We start from the raw sequence: 18524 nt of genomic DNA on the forward strand, positions 1-18524 counted from the left end.
GCCCGACGCGGTGGCGCCGGTCGCAGGAGCTACTGCGGGTGCTTGTCGTCCTTGTCGTCCAGCTCGCGCCACCAGCGGTCGGATTCCGGGTCACCGGACTCGTCCCACCAGCGCTCGCCGGGCTCCCGGCGGTTGCCGATGATCGCCGCGACCGGCGGAATGACCATCGCGACCACGCACATCCCCACCGCCGCGGGCACCGACCAGAGCCGCACCACGCTCCACGCCAGCACGAACAGCACGATGCAGACGCCCATCAGCAGGAAGTACCTGCGATGGCGGCGTTGCGCGGGCAGCAGGCGACGGGCGTGCATACCTCCACGGTAAGACCGCACCGGGTGGGAGAGAAGTCCGGACGGCGCGCGACAGCGCGGAGGGCCGCACCCCGGTCAGGTGTCCAAACCCCTGGGGTGCGGCCCTCCGGCCGTAAGGATCGCTGCCGATCCCGTCCTCCATGCCGTCAGACGGCGATGGCGACCTCCGCCAGACCACCCTGCTGGGCGACGACGGTGCGGTCCGCGGTGCCGCCGGGGACCAGGGCGCGCAGCGTCCAGGTGCCCTCGGCCGCGTAGAAGCGGAACTGGCCGGTCGCCGAGGTGGGCACCTCGGCAGTGAATTCGCCGGTGCTGTCCAGCAGACGGACGTAACCGGTGACGGGCTCGCCGTCGCGGGTCACGTTGCCCTGGATGGTGGTCTCACCGGGCTTGATGGTCGAGGCGTCCGGGCCGCCTGCCTGTGCTCCACACATGGGGGTACTTCCTTGAGGGGTCGGGGAGGGAAGCTTGCTTACTTGTTCGCGCCGAGCTCGATCGGCACGCCGACGAGCGAGCCGTACTCGGTCCAGGAACCGTCGTAGTTCTTGACGTTGGTCTGGCCGAGCAGCTCGTGCAGCACGAACCAGGTGAGCGCGCTGCGCTCACCGATACGGCAGTAGGCGATGGTGTCCTTCGCCAGGTCGACCGACTCGCCCTCGTAGAGCTCCTTGAGCTCGTCGTCCGACTTGAAGGTGCCGTCGTCGTTGGCGTTCTTCGACCAGGGGATGTTGCGGGCGCTGGGCACGTGGCCGGGGCGCTGCGACTGCTCCTGCGGGAGGTGCGCCGGCGCGAGCAGCTTGCCGCTGAACTCGTCGGGGGAGCGCACGTCGACCAGGTTCAGGTTGTCGATCGCGGCGACGACGTCGTCACGGAAGGCGCGGATCGAGGTGTTCTGGGCCTTCGCCTTGTACTCGGTCTTCGCGCGGGTGGGCACCGCGTCGACCAGGTCGCGGGAGTCCAGCTCCCACTTCTTGCGGCCGCCGTCGAGCAGCTTGACGCCGTCGTGGCCGTAGAGCTTGAAGTACCAGTACGCGTAGGACGCGAACCAGTTGTTGTTGCCGCCGTAGAGGACGACGGTGTCGTCGTTGGCGATGCCCTTCTCCGAGAGAAGCTTCTCGAAGCCCGCCTGGTCGACGAAGTCGCGGCGCACCGGGTCCTGGAGGTCCTTCTGCCAGTCGATGCGGATCGCGTTCTTGATGTGGTTCTTCTCGTACGCGGACGTGTCCTCGTCGACCTCGACGATGACGACCTTCGGGTCGTCGATGTGGGCCTCGACCCAGTCTGCGTCCACCAGGACGTCGGTACGGCTCATGTTCTTCTCCTCCGGGGCAGTTGCGGGGGGCGGTTGCAGAAGTGCACGCGGTGACGCCGGATGCGCGCGGCTGCTGACGGCGCGCGGCGCTGCGCGAGGGCATGCGGGAATCGGCCCGAGGGGGCCGAAGGAAGACGGGACGCGAAAAAGGGCCCGTCAGACAGGGCGACAGAGCATGGCGGCGACGCGGCACAGGTCCACTGCCCGCCGCTTCGTCAGGACCGCCTGTCCCCGCGGACGGAGACCGCTCAATGAGCTCTGCATGCGACCGATCGTAGGGAGAGACGGCGGGGCGTGTCACCGGCGTGTCATATGGCGAGATGCGATTGTCCGCGATGTGGGATACGCGCGACATGGACGGTCGTACACAGGAGCGAGGAGGGGGTGCGCCCGCGCGTACGTCTGGCGGACGGACGGCCCTGTCTCAGGGGGTGGACGCTGCTCGGAGGGAGCACGCCGGGACGGGAAGGTGCGGCGCCCGGCGAGGGGGGAACGGGGTGCGGGCGGGCCGGTGGGGCGGCCCGCCGCGCGGTCAGCCGGGGAGCTTGACGTCCTTGCCCGAGGCGGCGATCGAGATGCCCTCGGCCGTCGTCACGACCTTCTCCAGCTTGAGGTTGCCGGGCAGCTGCTCCAGCTTCCACTCGTGGTCGGTCTGCGAGCGCACCTTCGACTCGCAGCCCGGAATCGTCCGGCACATCGCCGGGATCGAGTCGGCCCGCAGCCGCACCGTGTCGCCGCCGACGGTGGTGATCGAGCCGGTCACCTCCAGCGAGCTGAGGAGCGGCACGTTAGGCGAGATCTTGACCTGGCTGCGGCCGTTCTCCTGGCCGGCGTAGCTGACCTTCACGCCGCCGCCCGCCGCCCTGGTCAGGTCCGCGTAGCTGATCCTGGCGGTGCCGGTGGCCGAAGCGGCCCGCTCGACGGAGGAGTAGTCGCTGGTCAGCTGCACGTCGTGGAACTGGGCGCTGAGCTTGCTCACCCGCAGGGTGCGGCCCTGGGCGCTGGCCTGGACGCCGTCGAGGTCCGCGTCCACTTCCTGGAGGGACCGCCCGGCGACCTGGGTCAGGAACGGAAAGCCCTTGATGGAGATGCCCGGCGCCTTCGTGAGACCCCCGCTGACGCGGATCTTGTCCGCGACCTTCTCCTCCGCGAGGCTCACCGCGACGCGGTCACCGACCACGAACAGCGCCCCGAGTATGACGACGATGACCAGCAGCACCCGTAGTGCACGCATCGAACCACTTTCCCCACGCAAGGGCCGGACGCCCGGCCGTCTCCGCCATGCCTGCAGGCTCCCCGGCCTGCGCACGGGGAGCCTAGACGACCGGGTCCGGCGAGCGCTCCCGTCGGCCGTGGGAAGGCACGAGCGGCTCCCCACGGCGTGACGGGCGGACTCGCCGGTCTCTTGCCCGGCTCAGGCCAGGGCGCGCCCCAGGACGTACACGGCGGGTGCCGCGAGGGCGAGGGGCAGGGCCACGCCCGCCGTCATGTGGACGAAGCGGGACGGGTAGTCGTAGCTGGCCACCCGCAGGCCGATCAGCGCACAGCCGCCGGCCGCGAGCCCCAGCAGCGCGCCGGCAGGACCGAGGTCGGTCAGCCCCCCGGCGGCGACTCCGGCGCCCGCGGCGGCCACCAGGGCGACGGCCACCGAGACGAAGGGCGGCAGCGGCAGCGCACGGGCGAGCGTCGCGACGCCCACCGCGACGGCACCGACGACCACCGCGTGCGGCGCGGCGGCGAGCTGGCCCGAGGCGAGCACGGCGAGCGCGGTCGAGGCGAGCCCGGCGGTCAGCGCGTACATCCGCTCGTCCGCGCTGCTGCGATTGCGCAGCTGGAGGACGAGGACGAACAGGCACCACACGCCGAGCGTGCCGACGGTCACCACGGGAGCGTCACCGCGGTCCGTGGCCAGCAGCGCCACATCGGTGGTCAGGCCGGCCAGGAAGGCCAGCGCGATGCCCTGCCGGGCGGGCCACATTCCGTTCAGCCGGAACCAGCCCGCCGCCGTGACGGCCTGCAGCAGGACCACCGGCACGAGGAGCGCCGCCTGCCCCAGCGGCGCGGCGAGCGCGAGCAGGAGGGCGAGCGCGGCGGTCAGGGCGGCCGGCTTCCGCCCCGGCGGGATGATCGGCGAACGGCCTTCGGCGCGGGCCCGCTGGTGGGGCGCCAGAGGCGCGGCCGGGCGGGCGGCGGCCGCGCCCTGCGGGTGCGGCTTGGTCCGCTGGGGGTGCTGCCGGGCGTGCGTCTCCTCGGCCGGCGGCGCCGTCTGGTGCTGGGAGGGCAGGTGGGTGGTCTCCGCGGCGGCTCCCGGGACCGGCGGTTGGGTGCCGGTCTCCCAGGTCGGGGCGTCCCAGGTCTGGGTCTGCGGGCCGTGGGGCTGCGGGGGCTGCGGGGTGCCGTACGCGTCCCGGGCGGGCGGCTGCCCGGCGGCGTCGTAGCCGTACTGGCCGGAGCCGTGGGTGTGCCTGCCGCCTGCCGCCGGCCATGCCGTCGGGGGCTGTTGCCGGGGCTCCTGCTGCGGCTGGTGAGGCTGCTGCGCCGCGTAGGGCTCGTGCGGCTGTCCCTGGACCGGTCCCTGCTGCTGCCCGTACGGACGGCCGTACGGCGCCTGCGGGTCGTACGGCGCCTGCGGGTCGTACGGGGTCTGTGGGGTGTTCTGGGCGTACGGGTCCGGTGCGGCGTACGGCTCGTGGGGGCCGTGGCTCTCGGGGCGCACATAGGGCTCGTGCGGTTCGTACGGCTTGCGGTGGCGCGGCTGGTTGTCGCTCATGGTCGTGGGCTCACCCTCCCGCGAACGGCGGCAGGACCTCGACGGTGCCGCCCGGGGCCAGCGGCACCGCCGCGTGGTCGCGGGTGCCGACCGGGTCGCCGTCTACCAGGAAGGAGCAGCGCAGCAGGACGCGCGCGAACTCGGGGTTGGTGGCATGCGCGGCGCGCGCCGCGTCGAGCGCCTCGGCGAGCGTCGCCGCCGCGTACGGCTCCTCCGCCGTGCCGGCGGCGGCTTTGGCCGCGGCCCAATAGCGCACGGTGCCAGTTGTTGTCACGGCGACCTCTTCATCGTGTCGGTCGTGGGGCGGTCCGTCGGTGTGGGCCGCCCCCGTCGTTGCCGCCTCCATGATGGCGTACCGCGCGGCCGGCCCCGTTCCGGGCAAGTTCCGGCAAAGGCCGCGGGCGGGGTGACGGGGGGATGCGGATAATTCGATTGCCGAAGGCAAGCGTTCGCATAGGCTCACTCCGTGTTGGTCCGACTCGCGAAGGCCCATCTGCGGCCGCATAGGCACTCCATATCCCTGATCGTGGTGCTCCAGCTCATCCAGACGCTGGCCACCCTCTACCTGCCCACCCTCAACGCCGACATCATTGACAACGGTGTCGTGAAGGGGGACACGGGCTACATCCTCCGTCTCGGCGGCCTGATGACCGCCGTCACGCTGCTGCAGATCGTCTGCGCGATCGGTGCCGTGTACTTCGGCGCCCGCACCGCCATGGCCCTCGGCCGCGACATCCGCGCCGCCGTCTTCGACCGTGTGCAGTCCTTCTCCGCACGGGAGATGGGCACCTTCGGCGCACCGTCGCTGATCACCCGCACCACCAATGACGTCCAGCAGGTGCAGATGCTGGTACTGATGACGTTCACGATGATGGTGTCCGCGCCGATCATGTGCGTCGGCGGTGTGGTCATGGCGCTCAATCAGGACGTGCCGCTGTCGGGCCTGCTCCTCGTCATCGTCCCGGTCCTCGGGATCCTCGTCTCACTGATCGTGCGCCGGATGCGCCCGCTGTTCCGTGGGGTGCAGGAGCGCATCGACACCGTCAACCGGGTCCTGCGGGAGCAGATCACGGGCATCCGCGTCATCCGCGCCTTCGTCCGCGACCGGTACGAACGCGAGCGGTTCGGCGTGGCCAACACCGACCTCTACGATGTCTCGCTGCGCGCCGGCCGGCTGATGTCGATGATGTTCCCGCTGGTCATGCTGATCGTGAACCTCTCCAGCGTGGCCGTCGTCTGGTTCGGCGGACTCCGCATCGACAGCGGCCACATGCAGATCGGCGCGCTCACGGCCTTCCTCAGCTATCTGATGTACATCCTCATGTCGATCATGATGGCGACGTTCATGGTGATGATGCTGCCGCGCGCCGAGGTCTGCGCCGAGCGCATCCAGGAGGTGCTGGCGACCGACACCAGCGTCACCCCGGCCGAGCACCCCGTCACCGAACTGCGCCGGCACGGCGAACTGGAGCTGCGCGGCGTCGAGTTCCGTTTCCCGGGCGCCGAGGAGCCGGTCCTCAAGGATGTCTCGCTGGTCGCCAGACCCGGCGAGACCACCGCCGTCATCGGCTCGACGGGCAGCGGCAAGTCGACCCTCCTCGGCCTCGTCCCGCGGCTGTTCGACGCGACCGGCGGCGCGGTCCTGGTGGACGGCGAGGACGTCCGCACCCTCGACCAGGAGACCCTCGCCGACGCCATCGGCCTGGTCCCGCAGAAGCCGTACCTCTTCTCCGGGACCGTCGCGACGAACCTGCGCTACGGCAAACCGGACGCCACCGACGAGGAGCTGTGGCGCGCGCTGGAGACCGCGCAGGCACGCGACTTCGTCGAGCGGATGGAGGGCGGCCTCGCCGCCCCGATCGCGCAGGGCGGCAGCAACGTCTCCGGAGGCCAGCGGCAGCGGCTGGCGATCGCGCGGGCGCTGGTGCGCCGGCCGGAGATCTACCTCTTCGACGACTCCTTCAGCGCGCTGGACTACGCGACCGACGCGGCGCTGCGGGCCGCGCTCTCCCGGGAGACCGACCGGGCGACGGTGGTGATCGTCGCGCAGCGCGTCTCGACGATCCGCGGCGCCGACCGGATCGTCGTCCTGGACGAGGGCCGGGTCGTCGGCACCGGCACCCACGCCGAGCTGATGGCCGACAACGAGACCTATCGGGAGATCGTGCTCTCCCAGCTCACCGAGCAGGAGGCGGCGTGACCACCGCGGACAAGGAAGCGGCCAGGCCGTCCGAGGCCCCGCCCGCACCGCAGGAGGGGTCCCGGCGCGGCCCGGCTCCGGCGGCCGGGCCCGGCCGGATGATGGGCGGGCAGCCCATCGAGAAGTCGATGGACTTCAAGGGCTCGGGCAAGCGGCTGCTGCGCCAGATGCGGCCCGAGCGCGGCGTGATCTCGGTCGCGCTGGTGCTGGGCGTGCTGAGCGTCGCCCTGAGCGTGGTGGGGCCCAAGGTCCTCGGGCACGCCACCGACCTGATCATGGCGGGCATCGTCGGCCGGGGACTGCCCGCCGGCCTCACCAGGGCGCAGGCCGCGGAGCGGCTCCGTGCGCGCGGCGAGGACGGGCTCGCCGACATGCTCGGCACGATGCCGGTCGTGCCCGGCCAGGGCATCGACTTCGGTGCCGTCGGCGTGATCCTGCTGTGGGTCACACTGATCTACGCGGGCGCCTCGCTCTTCGGATTCGTCCAGGCGCGGATCGCCACCCGCGTCGTCCAGCGCGCGGTCTTCCGGATGCGCGAGCAGGTCGAGGAGAAGCTGGCCCGGCTGCCGCTGAGCTACTTCGACAAGCAGCAGCGCGGTGAGGTGCTCTCCCGGGCGACCAACGACATCGACAACATCCAGCAGACGCTCCAGCAGACCCTCAGCCAGATCGTGGCGTCGCTGCTGACCATCGTCGGTGTGCTGGTCATGATGTTCTGGATCTCGCCGCTGCTGGCGCTGGTCGCCCTGGTCACCGTCCCGGTCTCCGTGGTCGTCGCCACCAAGGTCGGCAAGCGCGCCCAGCCGCAGTTCGTCCAGCAGTGGAAGACCACCGGCAAGCTCAACGCGCACATCGAGGAGATGTACACCGGCCACGCCCTGGTGAAGGTCTTCGGCCGCCAGCGGGAGTCCGCGGAGCTGTTCCGCGAGCAGAACGACGCCCTGTACGCAGCCGGTTTCCGGGCCCAGTTCATCTCCGGGATCATCCAGCCCGCGATGATGTTCATCGGCAACCTGAACTACGTGCTGGTCGCGGTCGTCGGCGGCCTCCGCGTGGCGTCCGGCAGTCTGTCCATCGGTGACGTCCAGGCGTTCATCCAGTACTCCCGGCAGTTCAGCCAGCCGCTCACCCAGGTCGCCTCGATGGCCAACCTCGTGCAGTCCGGCGTCGCCTCCGCCGAGCGGGTCTTCGAACTCCTCGACGCCGAGGAGCAGGACCCCGACGCCGAGCGGCCGGCCCGCCCCGAACACGTCACCGGCCGTGTCGAGTTCGCCCACGTCTCCTTCCGGTACGACGAGGACAAGCCGCTCATCGAGGACCTGTCGCTGGCCGTCCACCCCGGCCAGACCGTCGCCATCGTCGGTCCCACCGGCGCCGGCAAGACCACGCTCGTCAACCTCCTGATGCGGTTCTACGAGGTACGCGGCGGGCGGATCACCCTGGACGGCGTCGACATCGCCGAGATGTCACGCGAGGAGCTGCGCTCCCACATCGGCATGGTCCTCCAGGACACCTGGCTCTTCGGCGGCACCATCGCCGAGAACATCGCCTACGGCGCGCCCGCGGGCATCTCGCGCGACAAGATCGTCGAGGCGGCCAGGGCCACCCACGTCGACCGTTTCGTGCGCACCCTGCCCGACGGCTACGACAGCGTCATCGACGAGGAGGGCGGCAATGTCTCGGTCGGCGAGAAGCAGCTGATCACCATCGCCCGCGCGTTCCTCGCCGAGCCCGCCATCCTCGTCCTCGACGAGGCCACCAGCTCGGTCGACACCCGCACCGAGGTGCTGATCCAGCACGCCATGGCGCAACTGCGCACCGGACGCACCAGTTTCGTCATCGCGCACCGTCTCTCCACCATCCGCGACGCCGACGTCATCCTGGTGATGGAGTCCGGCGCGATCGTCGAGCAGGGCACCCACGACGCGCTGCTGGCGGCGGGCGGCGCCTACGCGCGCCTGTACGCGGCGCAGTTCGCGGAGGCGATGGTGGAGACCGAGTGAGCGGCCGGCCCCGGGGCCGAGGTCCGGGGCCGGCCGTCGCGTCCCGACGGGTCAGCCGTGCTCGGTGATCCACTCCCCGATCCGCTCCAGCAGCTCCGGCTCCGCCGCGTTCTCCGCGTGCCCGAAGCCGTGCTCCAGCCACAGCTCGGTGCTCGCGGGGTCGGCGGCGGCCATCAGCATGTGGGGGTGGTCCACGGGGAAGTACGGGTCGCGGTCGCCGTGGACGAGCAGCAGCGGGGTCGGCGCGATCAGCGGGACCGCCTCGGTGGGGGAGAGCGGGACCGGGTCCCAGTCCTCGGGGTGGATGCGGGTGCGCAGGCCCAGGCGGGAGACCAAGCGGCCGATGGGGCGGGTGATGACCCAGTGGAGGCGGCGCATCGACGCCGTGCCGCGGTAATACCAGCGGGCGGGGGAGCTCACCGCGACCACGAGGTCGGTGTGCGCACCTGTGCGCCCCCCGCGCTCCCCCTGGCCGTAAATCGCCGCATGCCGCAGCACGACCGAGCCGCCCATCGAGAAGCCGACGGTGGCGACCCGGCGGTACCCCAGGGAGCGTGCCCAGCGGACCGCGGCGGCGAGATCATGGACCTCCCGGTCGCCGACGGTGGAGTGCCCGCCGGAGCGGCCGTGCCCGCGGAAGGAAAACGTGATCACGGCGGCACGCTGGGTGAACGCGGCGGCCGCACGGCGTAGCGCCGGGCGTTCCAGGGCGCCGCTGAATCCGTGTGCGAGGACCACGACGAGATCGTCGGACGGCGCGCCTCCGGAGGCCGTACGAGGGGCGTGAGCAGCCTCGATACGAACGCCGTCCGACGTCAACAAAGACGCCCGATGACCACTCGAAGTGATCGACGAAACACAGGAACGTGCAAAATCGGCCTCGGCTCCGGAACCCATGTGAGCTATTCTGTCGGGCATGAAGGATCCGGGCAGCGTTGCCCCCGGGTCCTTTTGTGCTTTCAGCCAGGGTGATCCACGGCTGGGAGAACCGTACGAAGCAGTGCCGCAGACTCCCCCGGCCAGTCCGGGTGGTGCCCCCGTCGCAGGGACCGAGGAGGAACCAGACGTCATGGGCGAGCGAAGCGAGCAGGACCGCGAGCAGCACAGGATGAAGCACGCCGAAAACCGAGTGGGTGGTCGGAAGTGAGTTCGCTCCTGCTGCTGACCAACGCACTTCAGCCGTCGACGGAGGTGCTCCCGGCGCTGGGCCTGCTTCTGCACAGCGTGCGGGTGGCCCCCGCCGAGGGCCCGGCCCTCATCGACACCCCAGGGGCCGACGTCATACTGATCGACGGCCGTCGTGACCTGCCGCAGGTGCGGTCGCTGTGCCAGCTGCTGCGGTCCACCGGTCCGGGCTGTCCGCTGGTCCTGGTGGTGACGGAGGGCGGCCTCGCCGCGGTCACCGCGGACTGGGGCATCGACGACGTCCTGCTGGACACGGCGGGGCCCGCCGAGGTCGAGGCGCGGCTGCGGCTGGCCATGGGCCGCCAGCAGATCACCACCGACGACAGCCCGATGGAGATCCGCAACGGTGATCTTTCGGTGGACGAGGCGACCTACAGCGCGAAGCTCAAGGGCCGGGTCCTGGACCTGACCTTCAAGGAGTTCGAGCTGCTGAAGTATCTGGCCCAGCACCCCGGCCGGGTGTTCACCCGGGCCCAGCTCCTCCAGGAGGTCTGGGGCTACGACTACTTCGGCGGTACCCGCACGGTCGATGTGCACGTCCGGCGGCTGCGCGCCAAGCTCGGCCCCGAGCACGAGTCCCTGATCGGCACGGTTCGTAACGTCGGCTACCGCTTCGTGACGCCGGAGAAGGTGGAGCGGGCGGCGGCGGAGGCCCAGGCGAAGGACAAGGCGGCGCAGGCCGCCAAAGCCGCGAATGCCGCGAAGGCTGCCGAGGGCGATGCCGGGGCCGGGGACCGCGTGGTGAAGGCCGTGGCATCGGGTGCCGAATCGGCCGGTGGACGGCCTGCCCAGCGGTAGGGCCACCCGCGTAGACTGCCGCGCGTGGCCAAGGTGACGCGGGATGATGTGGCAAGACTGGCGGGTACGTCCACCGCCGTTGTCAGTTACGTCATCAACAACGGACCAAGGCCGGTCGCCCCGGCCACGCGCGAGCGGGTGCTCGCCGCCATCAAGGAGCTCGGCTACCGGCCGGACCGCGTCGCGCAGGCGATGGCGTCCCGCCGGACCGATCTCATAGGGCTCATCGTGCCGGACACCCGGCAGCCGTTCTTCGCGGAGATGGCACACGCCGTCGAGCAGGCCGCCGCCGAGCGCGGAAAGATGGTCCTGGTCGGCAACGCCAACTATCTCGACGAGCGCGAGGTGCACTACCTGCGCGCGTTCCTCGGGATGCGGGTCTCGGGGCTGATCCTGATCAGCCAGGGCCCCAGCGAGCACGCCGCCGCGGAGATCGATGCCTGGGACGCGCGGGTGGTGCTGCTGCACCGCAGGCCGGACGCCATCGACGATGTCGCGGTCATGACCGACGACGTGTGGGGCGCCCAGCTGGCGACCCGGCATCTGCTGGAGCACGGCCACCCGTATGTCGCGTTCCTGGGCGGGACGGAAGAGACCCCGAAGTCCGGCGACCCGGTCACCGACCACGTCGAGGGCTGGCGCCGTGCCATGCAGGAGTCGGGGAAGTCGGTCGAGGGCCGCTACTTCCAGGCGCCGTACAACCGCTACGACTCCTACCAGGTCGCACTGAAGCTGCTGGCGGGCCCGGACCGGCCGCCGGCCATCATGTGCGCGACGGACGACCAGGCGATCGGTGTGCTGCGGGCCGCCCGCGAGCTGCGGATCGACGTGCCGGACGGGCTGGCGGTCGCCGGCTTCGACGATGTGAAGGAAGCGGGGCTGACCGACCCGCCGCTGACGACGGTCGCCTCGGACCGCGAGGCGATGGCGCGGGCCGCGGTCGATCTGGTGCTGGACGACGGACTGCGGGTGGTGGGATCGCGCCGAGAGCGGCTGCGGCAGTTCCCGTCGCGGCTGGTGGTCCGGCAGTCCTGCGGCTGCCGGGACTGACGCGGTCGATGCGCGGCTGAGCCACCCGTCGGTGGTCGGCGGCGCCGCGTCTTTATACCGGGCATACCCACTTCTGTCGGGTCTCTCAGGGCACTCTCAGACCGTTCTCATGCACCGGTCGCAGAGTCATAGCCATGACCGACAGCTACCGCCGAAGCGGCGACGACATCCCCCAGGACCGGCCCTACGACTACGGCCACGGCGCCCGACAGGACGCGCTGCGGGAAAGCGAGCGGGCCTTTCCCCCGCCGCCCCCGTACGCGCCGGCCCGCCCCGTCGCCGCGGGTGACGGGGTCACGGTGTGGCCGGGCGAGGGCCGGGGCGAGAGCGCGGCAGGTGACGGCGCGGGGGCACCGGGCGGGTACGCCGTCCACGGGGCACCGGCCGCGTCGGCGGCCGGCGGGGGCCAGGGCGGCGGCACGTACGCCGGGTTCGGCGCCGGGGGGCCGCAGGTTCCCGGGCCGCGGGAATCGCACCGCAAGGCCCGCCGCCCCATCGCCCTGATCGCGGCGGTGGCGCTCGCCTCCGGCCTCATCGGTGGTGGCAGCGCGGCGCTGCTCGCGGGCGCCGGCGGGAGTACGGGGAGCAGCGCCGGCACCCCGGTCGTCAACGCCGGGCAGAGCAGCGGCAGCGGCGTCTCCGCGGTGGCCAAGGCGGTCAGCCCCGCCATCGTGGAGATCAACGCGCGGACGTCCGGCGGTCAGTCGACCGGCTCGGGCGTGGTGATCACCGGCGACGGCGAGATCATCACCAACAACCATGTGGTGTCCGGGGCGGACACGGTGTCCGTCACCTTCAGCGACGGCAGCAAGAAGACCGCCGAGGTCGTGGGGACCGACCCCGACAAGGACCTGGCGCTGATCAAGGTGCGGGGTGCCAAGGGCCTGACCAAGGCCACGCTCGGCGACTCCGGGAAGGTCCAGGTCGGCGACCCGGTCGTCGCGATCGGCTCGCCCGAGGGCCTTACCGGCTCGGTGACCAGCGGCATCGTCTCCGCGCTCAACCGGGACGTCACGGTGGCGAAGGACGAGGATCAGGGCCAGGGCCAGGGGCAGGGCGGTCAGGGCGGTGGCGGCGGCTGGCCGTTCGAGTTCGGCGGGAACCAGTACAACGGCGACACCGGCTCGTCGAAGACCTCGTACAAGGCGATCCAGACCGACGCCTCGCTCAACCCGGGCAACTCCGGCGGCGCCCTCATAAACATGCAGGGCCAGATCGTCGGCATCAACTCGGCCATGTATTCGCCCAGTTCGGCGACGAGCAGCACGGCGGGCAGCGTCGGCCTCGGCTTCGCCATCCCGATCAACACCGTCAAGGCCGACCTCGACGCCCTGCGCGGCGGCGACGGCGGCAGCAGCGGCATCTGACCGCGCGACCCTTCACCGAGTACGTCCCTAGGAGGCCGACATGGCCCACAAGATCACTGTTCCGGTCCACCGTGCCCGCCGGGCGCTGGCCTCGGCCATCGCCTGGGGCGCGGGCGGCGAACACCGCAGCGCGCAGCTGCACTCCGTGCGGCACCGGTCCGGCCGCACCGGCCCGGCGGACCTGGACCTCGCACTCGCCTCGGTGCTCGCCTCGGCCGTCGCGGGCGCCGCGCGCGTGGCGGCGGTGCCCGCGGCGGACAGCCGCCCCGACGAGGTCGCCGCCAAGCCGCGCACCCGCGGACGGGCCGCGGCAACCCGGCGCCGGGCAGCCGCCCGACGGTGACCGCCCGGCGGGGCCCCGCACCGGCCGACCGGGCCCCCGCGCCGACGACGGGCCCCGCGTCGACCGCCGCGCCCCGCCCGGCACCGTGCAAGGCTGAAGGGCGTTCCGACAGTCGTCAGCCGTCCGTCATCCCACTCCCGAGGTAGTCACGCACATGAGTTCCGCCGAGCACGGTGATCAGCCCGCCCGCATCCTCATCGTCGACGACGAGCCCGCGGTCCGCGAGGCCCTGCAGCGTTCGCTCGCCTTCGAGGGCTACGGGACGGAACAGGCCGTCGACGGTCTGGACGCGGTCGAGAAGGTCGCCGTCTACGACCCCGAGCTGATCGTGCTGGACGTTCTGATGCCCCGGATGGACGGGCTGACGGCGGCCCGCCGGCTGCGGGCGAGCGGCGTGACCGTACCGATCCTGATGCTGACCGCCCGCGACACCGTCGGGGACCGAGTCACCGGCCTGGACGCCGGCGCCGACGACTACCTCGTCAAGCCCTTCGAACTCGACGAACTGCTCGCCAGGATCCGGGCGTTGCTGCGGCGCAGCTCCTATGCGACGGCGGCCGGCGCTCGCCCCGAGGAGGGCGAGGTGCTGGCCTTCGCCGATCTGCGGATGGACCTGGCGACCCGCGAGGTGACCCGGGGCGCGCGGCCGGTGGAGCTGACCCGTACCGAGTTCACGCTGCTGGAGATGTTCCTCGCCCATCCGCGGCAGGTCCTCACCCGTGAGCAGATCCTCAAGGCCGTGTGGGGATTCGACTTCGAACCCACCTCCAACTCCCTGGACGTGTACGTGATGTATCTGCGCCGCAAGACCGAGGCGGGCGGCGAGGCACGGCTGGTGCACACCGTGCGCGGCGTCGGCTACGTCCTGCGGGTGGACGGCGGTGCCGAATGATCGGCCTGGACCGCTACCGCAGACTGCCGCTGCGCTCGCGCCTGGCGATGCTCACCGCCGTCGCGGTGGCCATCGCCGTCGCCGCCTCGGCCGCCGCCTGCTGGCTGATCACCCGCGACCGGCTCACCGAACAGCTCGACACCACGCTGCGGACCGTGGACGTGAACTCCGGCTATGTGCAGGCGCTGACCGCCGCGTGCTCCGGCACCGCGCCCGACGGCATGCGTTTCCAGCCCACCCCGTACACCGTCCAGCTGGTCTCGGTCGAGGGCGAGATCTGCACCTCGCCCGAGAAGTCGCCCATTCCCGCGCAGCGGTCGGACGTGGCGGTCGCCGAGCGGCAGCTGCCCAGCTCGGTGCACACCACCAAGGCCAGGAACGGCGCGGAGATGCGGGTGTCCACCGTGCCCCACCGCGGCCCGGTCACCGACGCCAGGGGCAACCGCCTCGCGGTGTCCGTCGCCGCCCCCATGGATCAGGTGACCGACCCGCTCAACCAGCTCGCGCTGGTGCTGCTGATCGTGACGGGCGTCGGTGTGCTGGGCGCGGCGACGGCCGGCCTGTGGGTCGCCCGCGCCGGCCTGAAACCCGTCGACCGGCTCACCGAAGCGGTGGAACACGTCGCCAGGACCGAGGACTTGGCCATCCGCATCCCCGCGGAGGGTGACGACGAGATCGCCCGCCTCTCCCGCTCCTTCAACTCCATGACGGCCGCGCTGGCCGCCTCCCGCGACCTCCAGCAGCAGCTGATCGCGGACGCCGGGCACGAACTGCGGACCCCGCTGACGTCGCTGCGCACCAACATCGACCTGCTGGTCCGCAGCGAGCGCTCCGGCCGGCAGATCCCGGCCGCGGACAAGGAGGCACTGCTGTCCTCGGTGAAGGCGCAGATGGGGGAGCTGGCGGCACTGATCGGCGACCTCCAGGAACTGTCCAGGACACCGGAGGCGGGCCCCGGCAGCGCAGGAGCGATCCGGGTCGTCGCCCTGCACGAGATCGTCGGCACGGCCCTGGAGCGGGCCCGGCTGCGCGGCCCCACGCTCACCGTCACCGCGGACCTCGACCCCTGGTTCGTACGGGCCGAGCCCGCCGCCCTGGAGCGCGCGGTGGTCAACCTCCTCGACAACGCGGTGAAGTTCAGCCCGGCCGGCGAAACGGTCGTGGTCCGCCTCGCGTCCGGCGAACTGACGGTCCGCGACCACGGCCCCGGCATCCCCCAGGACGAACTGCCGCACGTCTTCGAACGCTTCTGGCGCTCACCGTCCGCCCGCAGCATGCCCGGCAGCGGCCTGGGCCTGTCGATCGTGGCCCGCACGGCAGAACAGGCGGGCGGCGGCGTCCGCCTGCGCCCCGCCGAGGGCGGCGGCACCGAGGCGGTACTGACCCTGCCGGGCGCCACGACACCCCCGCCGGAGCTGCCGACGGGGGAGGGATCCGAGTGAGACCGGCTTCGGAATCCACCGGTTCAGCGGAGCAGCGGTGACAGCGGCAAATCAAGCAGCACGTCACGCCGAATGGCGCAGCCGCCGTATCCGGTGAGGACGCAAAGGGAATCGCAGTCCGGCAAAGCATCACAAAGGATGCTTTCGTTTCCCGCTTCGGTACGGAGACCGTCGCGCGCTAAAGTGCCCGCAAGGTTTTTTTGTGGCCGGTGGCCGGTGGCCGGTGGCGGTGGCCGGTGGCCAGTCGGGTCATCAAAAAGGGCCGGCGCTCGTCGGCTTGGTGGGCACGGCCGATGAATGGCCTGATGCGCCTGAGCCCTCTTGAGCTGCCGTGCGGCATGGGTTTCTGACGGAGCAGGAGCGGCGCGCCACAGGCCCCGGCCCCTCGCCCGAAGGATCTGACGGCCTTGGGAAAGGGGCTTTCTGCCTGCCGTCGATCTCGCCGAGGAATACCGACGTGTGCCTGTCCGGCGTCGCATCCACAAAGCGCCTTCGAATGATCCGGGTGTGTTGCTGATGGGGAAGGAGACGCGATGTCGTCCAGTGCACAGAGCGTGCCGACGGCCGGTGCTGTGGAGGCCGGGGAGGTATTGAAGCGCAGTTACTCCGTCCTGCTGAAGGACGTTGCCGTACGGGCCGGCATCTTCGGCGGGCTGTTCCTGGCCGCGGCCGGGCTGCAGCAGGTGTGGGACTCCGCGCTTACCGCGGTGCTGCTCGTCCCCCCGGCGGCCGTGGGTCTCGTCCTGCTGGTCTTCAGGCTCCCTTCCACCCTCTTCGCGATGGCGCGGTGCCGGCGGGTGTTGCGCCACTATCCCCTTGAGTTCCGGCCGGGCGCCGACATGAAGAGCCGGGTACGAGGGAAATTCGGGACCGTTTTCACGCTGAGGGTCAAGGAACATCAGCCGGGGCGGTCTCCGCTGATGCGCGCTGTCGGTGCGCGACTGAGGAACAACTGGCCCGATGGCGCGGAGGACGGTGTGTGGGTCGCGGGCGATCTGCCCTTCGGCGGCGTCGTCTTCGCGCCGGGCGGCGACGCGCTCCTGCTGATCCAGCCGGCCAAGTGGGAGAAGCTGGCGCCGGAACGGGAGCAGGCCGGTGCCGACCGCAATGCGAGAGCCGCACAGGCCCGCATAGCGAAGCAGTTCTGAGGTCCGACGAAGGGTGCGCGTCCCGGCGGGGACCGCACCGCGCACCTGGCCTGTCGGGGCCAGGTGCGCGGGCTTCGGTCGGTCGTCAGCGGGGGAAGCCCGAGCCCAGTGCCGCGCCCGACTCCGGGCCGCCGAGGGCGCCGGGGCCGTAGGAGACCGCGCCGGTGGTGGTCAGGCCGGTGGGGGAGCCCAGGAGGGACCAGGCTGCGCCGGTGTCCTTGAGGGTGGTGCCGTCCTCGCCGGGGGCGCCGGTGGTCAGGTCGGCCTTGCCGTCGCCGTTCGTGTCCAGGAGGGCGAGCGCCTCGCCGTGCCGGTCGCCGGACTCGGCGACCCCCGGCACACCCGGGGTGTCCTGCGTGAACGCCTGCGAACCGGCGCCGGACAGGCCGCCCTTGCCGCCCTTGAGGAGCACGGTGCTGCCGGCGTCCTTCAACGCCCGGCCCGAGGAATCGGTGAGGTCCTCGAAGGGGACGCCGACCGCGATGTCCGCGTAGCCGTCGCCGTTGACGTCGCCGGCGCTGAGCGTGTAGCCGAACTGGTCGCCCTCCTCGCCGACGCCCGGCACACCGGCACTGTCCTGGGTGAGCGTCGTGGTGCGCGCGCCGGGGCCGCCGGCCGCGCCGTGGAGAACCTTGACGGTGCCCTTGTCGTAGGGCAGGTCCTCGACGACGCCGTTGGGCACGGGGCGGAAGACCAGGTCGCCGTAGCCGTCGTTGTCGACGTCGCCGACGGTGCCGGCCGCGGCGGCCGGCAGGGCGGAGGCCGCGCTGCTCAGGCCCTCCCCGGTGCCCCGCCACAGCTGGCTGCCCTCGGACATCTCCTCGAAGGCGTGGAAGCTGACCAGGTCGTCCTTGCCGTCGCCGGTCAGGTCGCCGGCCACCAGGTCGACGGAACCGAAGGTGCGTCCGGTGTTGATGGTCCCGGTGGAGGCCGGTTGCCCGGCGCGGGTGAACGGGCCGTAGGCGACGTGCAGTTGCGGCTCGTCGCCGTCTTCGGCGTCGGAGACCAGATCGGTGTGGCCGTCTCCGTTGAAGTCGCCGGCGGTGACGTTGCGGTCGATGCCGGGCAGCGTCGCCGCGCCTCCCTTGCCGTCGGTCGATCCCCAGAGCACGGTGACCTCGGAGTCGTAGCCGGTGTCTATGACGAGGTCGTCGCAGCCGTCGCCGTCCAGGTCGCGTGCGACCGTGCGGTACCCGAAGCCGCCGTCCTCGGTGGGTTCCCCGGGGACGCCCGCGGTGGCCTGGCTGATCACCTGGTGCTTCGCGGTGTCGGCGCCCTTCGCGGAGCCGTGGACGACGGTGACGTAGCCGGCGCCGGGCTTGCCGGCGACCGTGCCGTGCGGTGCGGTGGCAACGATGTCGGCGTAGCCGTCGTTGTTGAAGTCGGCGGTCACGGCGGTGGGGCCGGCCGCTTCGCCGTCTGCCGCGAGGGCGACGGGGCCGCTCACCGCGAGCGGGGTGGCCAGCAGAGCAGCCACCGCGATGCGGCGCGCGGCGGTGGAACGGGAGCGGTGACGCACAGGTCCTCCTGGGGCCGATGGTGACGTGTGCGCGCACGCCGCGTGCGCGCGGTCGCGCACCCACGGTCAAGCACCCGCACGCCGGTTAGGACGAAGCCTCCGTGCGCGCGGTTCTGTCGTTCACCGCCCCGTTACCTGTTCAAGTCCCCACCGAACCCCGCGCGTTCACCCCGGTGCCGCC

General features: G+C 71.7%; 18 protein-coding genes. 9 read left to right on the forward strand and 9 right to left on the reverse strand.

What is annotated here, in order from left to right:
- Positions 1–29 precede the first annotated feature (29 nt).
- The 7 genes from ACH4FH_RS33360 to ACH4FH_RS33390 form a co-directional block, all read right to left on the reverse strand.
- Complete coding sequence (locus ACH4FH_RS33360) at positions 30–314, reverse strand: DUF3099 domain-containing protein (RefSeq protein WP_398559686.1); 285 nt, start codon at positions 312–314, stop codon at positions 30–32.
- Positions 315–460: 146 nt separating this feature from the next.
- Entirely contained in the window at positions 461–748 is a 288-nt protein-coding gene (locus ACH4FH_RS33365) for a DUF1416 domain-containing protein (protein ID WP_398559687.1), read from the reverse strand.
- Positions 749–786: 38 nt separating this feature from the next.
- Complete coding sequence (locus tag ACH4FH_RS33370) at positions 787–1626, reverse strand: sulfurtransferase (protein WP_398559688.1); 840 nt, start codon at positions 1624–1626, stop codon at positions 787–789.
- A gap of 156 nt (positions 1627–1782) precedes the next feature.
- Positions 1783–1890, reverse strand: a complete 108-nt coding sequence (locus ACH4FH_RS33375) for an Ms5788A family Cys-rich leader peptide (protein ID WP_371873992.1) — start codon at positions 1888–1890, stop codon at positions 1783–1785.
- Between the two features lie 268 nt (positions 1891–2158).
- The gene (locus ACH4FH_RS33380) at positions 2159–2860 is read right to left on the reverse strand and encodes a DUF2993 domain-containing protein (RefSeq protein WP_398559689.1); all 702 of its coding nucleotides are present in this window, start codon (positions 2858–2860) and stop codon (positions 2159–2161) included.
- A gap of 180 nt (positions 2861–3040) precedes the next feature.
- Positions 3041–4396 (reverse strand): hypothetical protein, encoded by a 1356-nt coding sequence (locus ACH4FH_RS33385; RefSeq protein ID WP_398559690.1) that lies wholly within the window; start codon positions 4394–4396, stop codon positions 3041–3043.
- Positions 4397–4406: 10 nt separating this feature from the next.
- Entirely contained in the window at positions 4407–4652 is a 246-nt protein-coding gene (locus ACH4FH_RS33390; RefSeq protein WP_398559745.1) for a MoaD/ThiS family protein, read from the reverse strand.
- A 210-nt stretch (positions 4653–4862) separates the two neighbouring features.
- Between ACH4FH_RS33390 and ACH4FH_RS33395 the strand changes: the two genes are divergently transcribed.
- Positions 4863–6596: an ABC transporter ATP-binding protein gene (locus tag ACH4FH_RS33395; RefSeq protein ID WP_398559691.1), complete on the forward strand. Its 1734-nt coding sequence runs from the start codon at positions 4863–4865 to the stop codon at positions 6594–6596.
- A gap of 101 nt (positions 6597–6697) precedes the next feature.
- Positions 6698–8599 carry an ABC transporter ATP-binding protein gene (locus ACH4FH_RS33400; protein WP_398559746.1) on the forward strand — a complete coding sequence of 634 codons (1902 nt, stop codon included), beginning with the start codon at positions 6698–6700 and terminating at the stop codon, positions 8597–8599.
- Between the two features lie 51 nt (positions 8600–8650).
- Here ACH4FH_RS33400 and ACH4FH_RS33405 read toward each other — a convergent pair whose 3' ends face one another.
- Positions 8651–9496, reverse strand: coding sequence for an alpha/beta hydrolase family protein (locus tag ACH4FH_RS33405; protein WP_398559692.1), 846 nt, complete (start codon positions 9494–9496; stop codon positions 8651–8653).
- A 246-nt stretch (positions 9497–9742) separates the two neighbouring features.
- Here ACH4FH_RS33405 and ACH4FH_RS33410 point away from each other — a divergent pair, with 246 nt between their 5' ends.
- The 7 genes from ACH4FH_RS33410 (at position 9743) to ACH4FH_RS33440 (ending at position 16824) form a co-directional block, all read left to right on the forward strand.
- A complete protein-coding gene (locus ACH4FH_RS33410) occupies positions 9743–10582 on the forward strand; it encodes a response regulator transcription factor (RefSeq protein ID WP_398559693.1) in 840 nt (279 codons plus the stop codon).
- Between the two features lie 24 nt (positions 10583–10606).
- The gene (locus tag ACH4FH_RS33415) at positions 10607–11632 is read left to right on the forward strand and encodes a LacI family DNA-binding transcriptional regulator (RefSeq protein WP_398559694.1); all 1026 of its coding nucleotides are present in this window, start codon (positions 10607–10609) and stop codon (positions 11630–11632) included.
- Between the two features lie 134 nt (positions 11633–11766).
- Complete coding sequence (locus tag ACH4FH_RS33420; RefSeq protein ID WP_398559695.1) at positions 11767–12999, forward strand: S1C family serine protease; 1233 nt, start codon at positions 11767–11769, stop codon at positions 12997–12999.
- Between the two features lie 40 nt (positions 13000–13039).
- The gene (locus ACH4FH_RS33425) at positions 13040–13342 is read left to right on the forward strand and encodes a hypothetical protein (RefSeq protein WP_398559696.1); all 303 of its coding nucleotides are present in this window, start codon (positions 13040–13042) and stop codon (positions 13340–13342) included.
- Positions 13343–13496: 154 nt separating this feature from the next.
- Positions 13497–14234 (forward strand): response regulator transcription factor, encoded by a 738-nt coding sequence (locus ACH4FH_RS33430; RefSeq protein ID WP_398559697.1) that lies wholly within the window; start codon positions 13497–13499, stop codon positions 14232–14234.
- Entirely contained in the window at positions 14231–15676 is a 1446-nt protein-coding gene (locus ACH4FH_RS33435) for a sensor histidine kinase (RefSeq protein WP_398559698.1), read from the forward strand. The genes ACH4FH_RS33430 and ACH4FH_RS33435 overlap by 4 nt, the downstream gene beginning before the upstream one ends.
- 533 nt (positions 15677–16209) lie before the next feature.
- Complete coding sequence (locus tag ACH4FH_RS33440) at positions 16210–16824, forward strand: hypothetical protein (protein WP_398559699.1); 615 nt, start codon at positions 16210–16212, stop codon at positions 16822–16824.
- An 85-nt stretch (positions 16825–16909) separates the two neighbouring features.
- Here ACH4FH_RS33440 and ACH4FH_RS33445 read toward each other — a convergent pair whose 3' ends face one another.
- The gene (locus ACH4FH_RS33445) at positions 16910–18343 is read right to left on the reverse strand and encodes an FG-GAP-like repeat-containing protein (protein WP_398559700.1); all 1434 of its coding nucleotides are present in this window, start codon (positions 18341–18343) and stop codon (positions 16910–16912) included.
- Positions 18344–18524: the final 181 nt, after the last annotated feature.

Source organism: Streptomyces sp. NPDC017993, assembly GCF_044328065.1.
Lineage (GTDB): Bacteria > Actinomycetota > Actinomycetes > Streptomycetales > Streptomycetaceae > Streptomyces.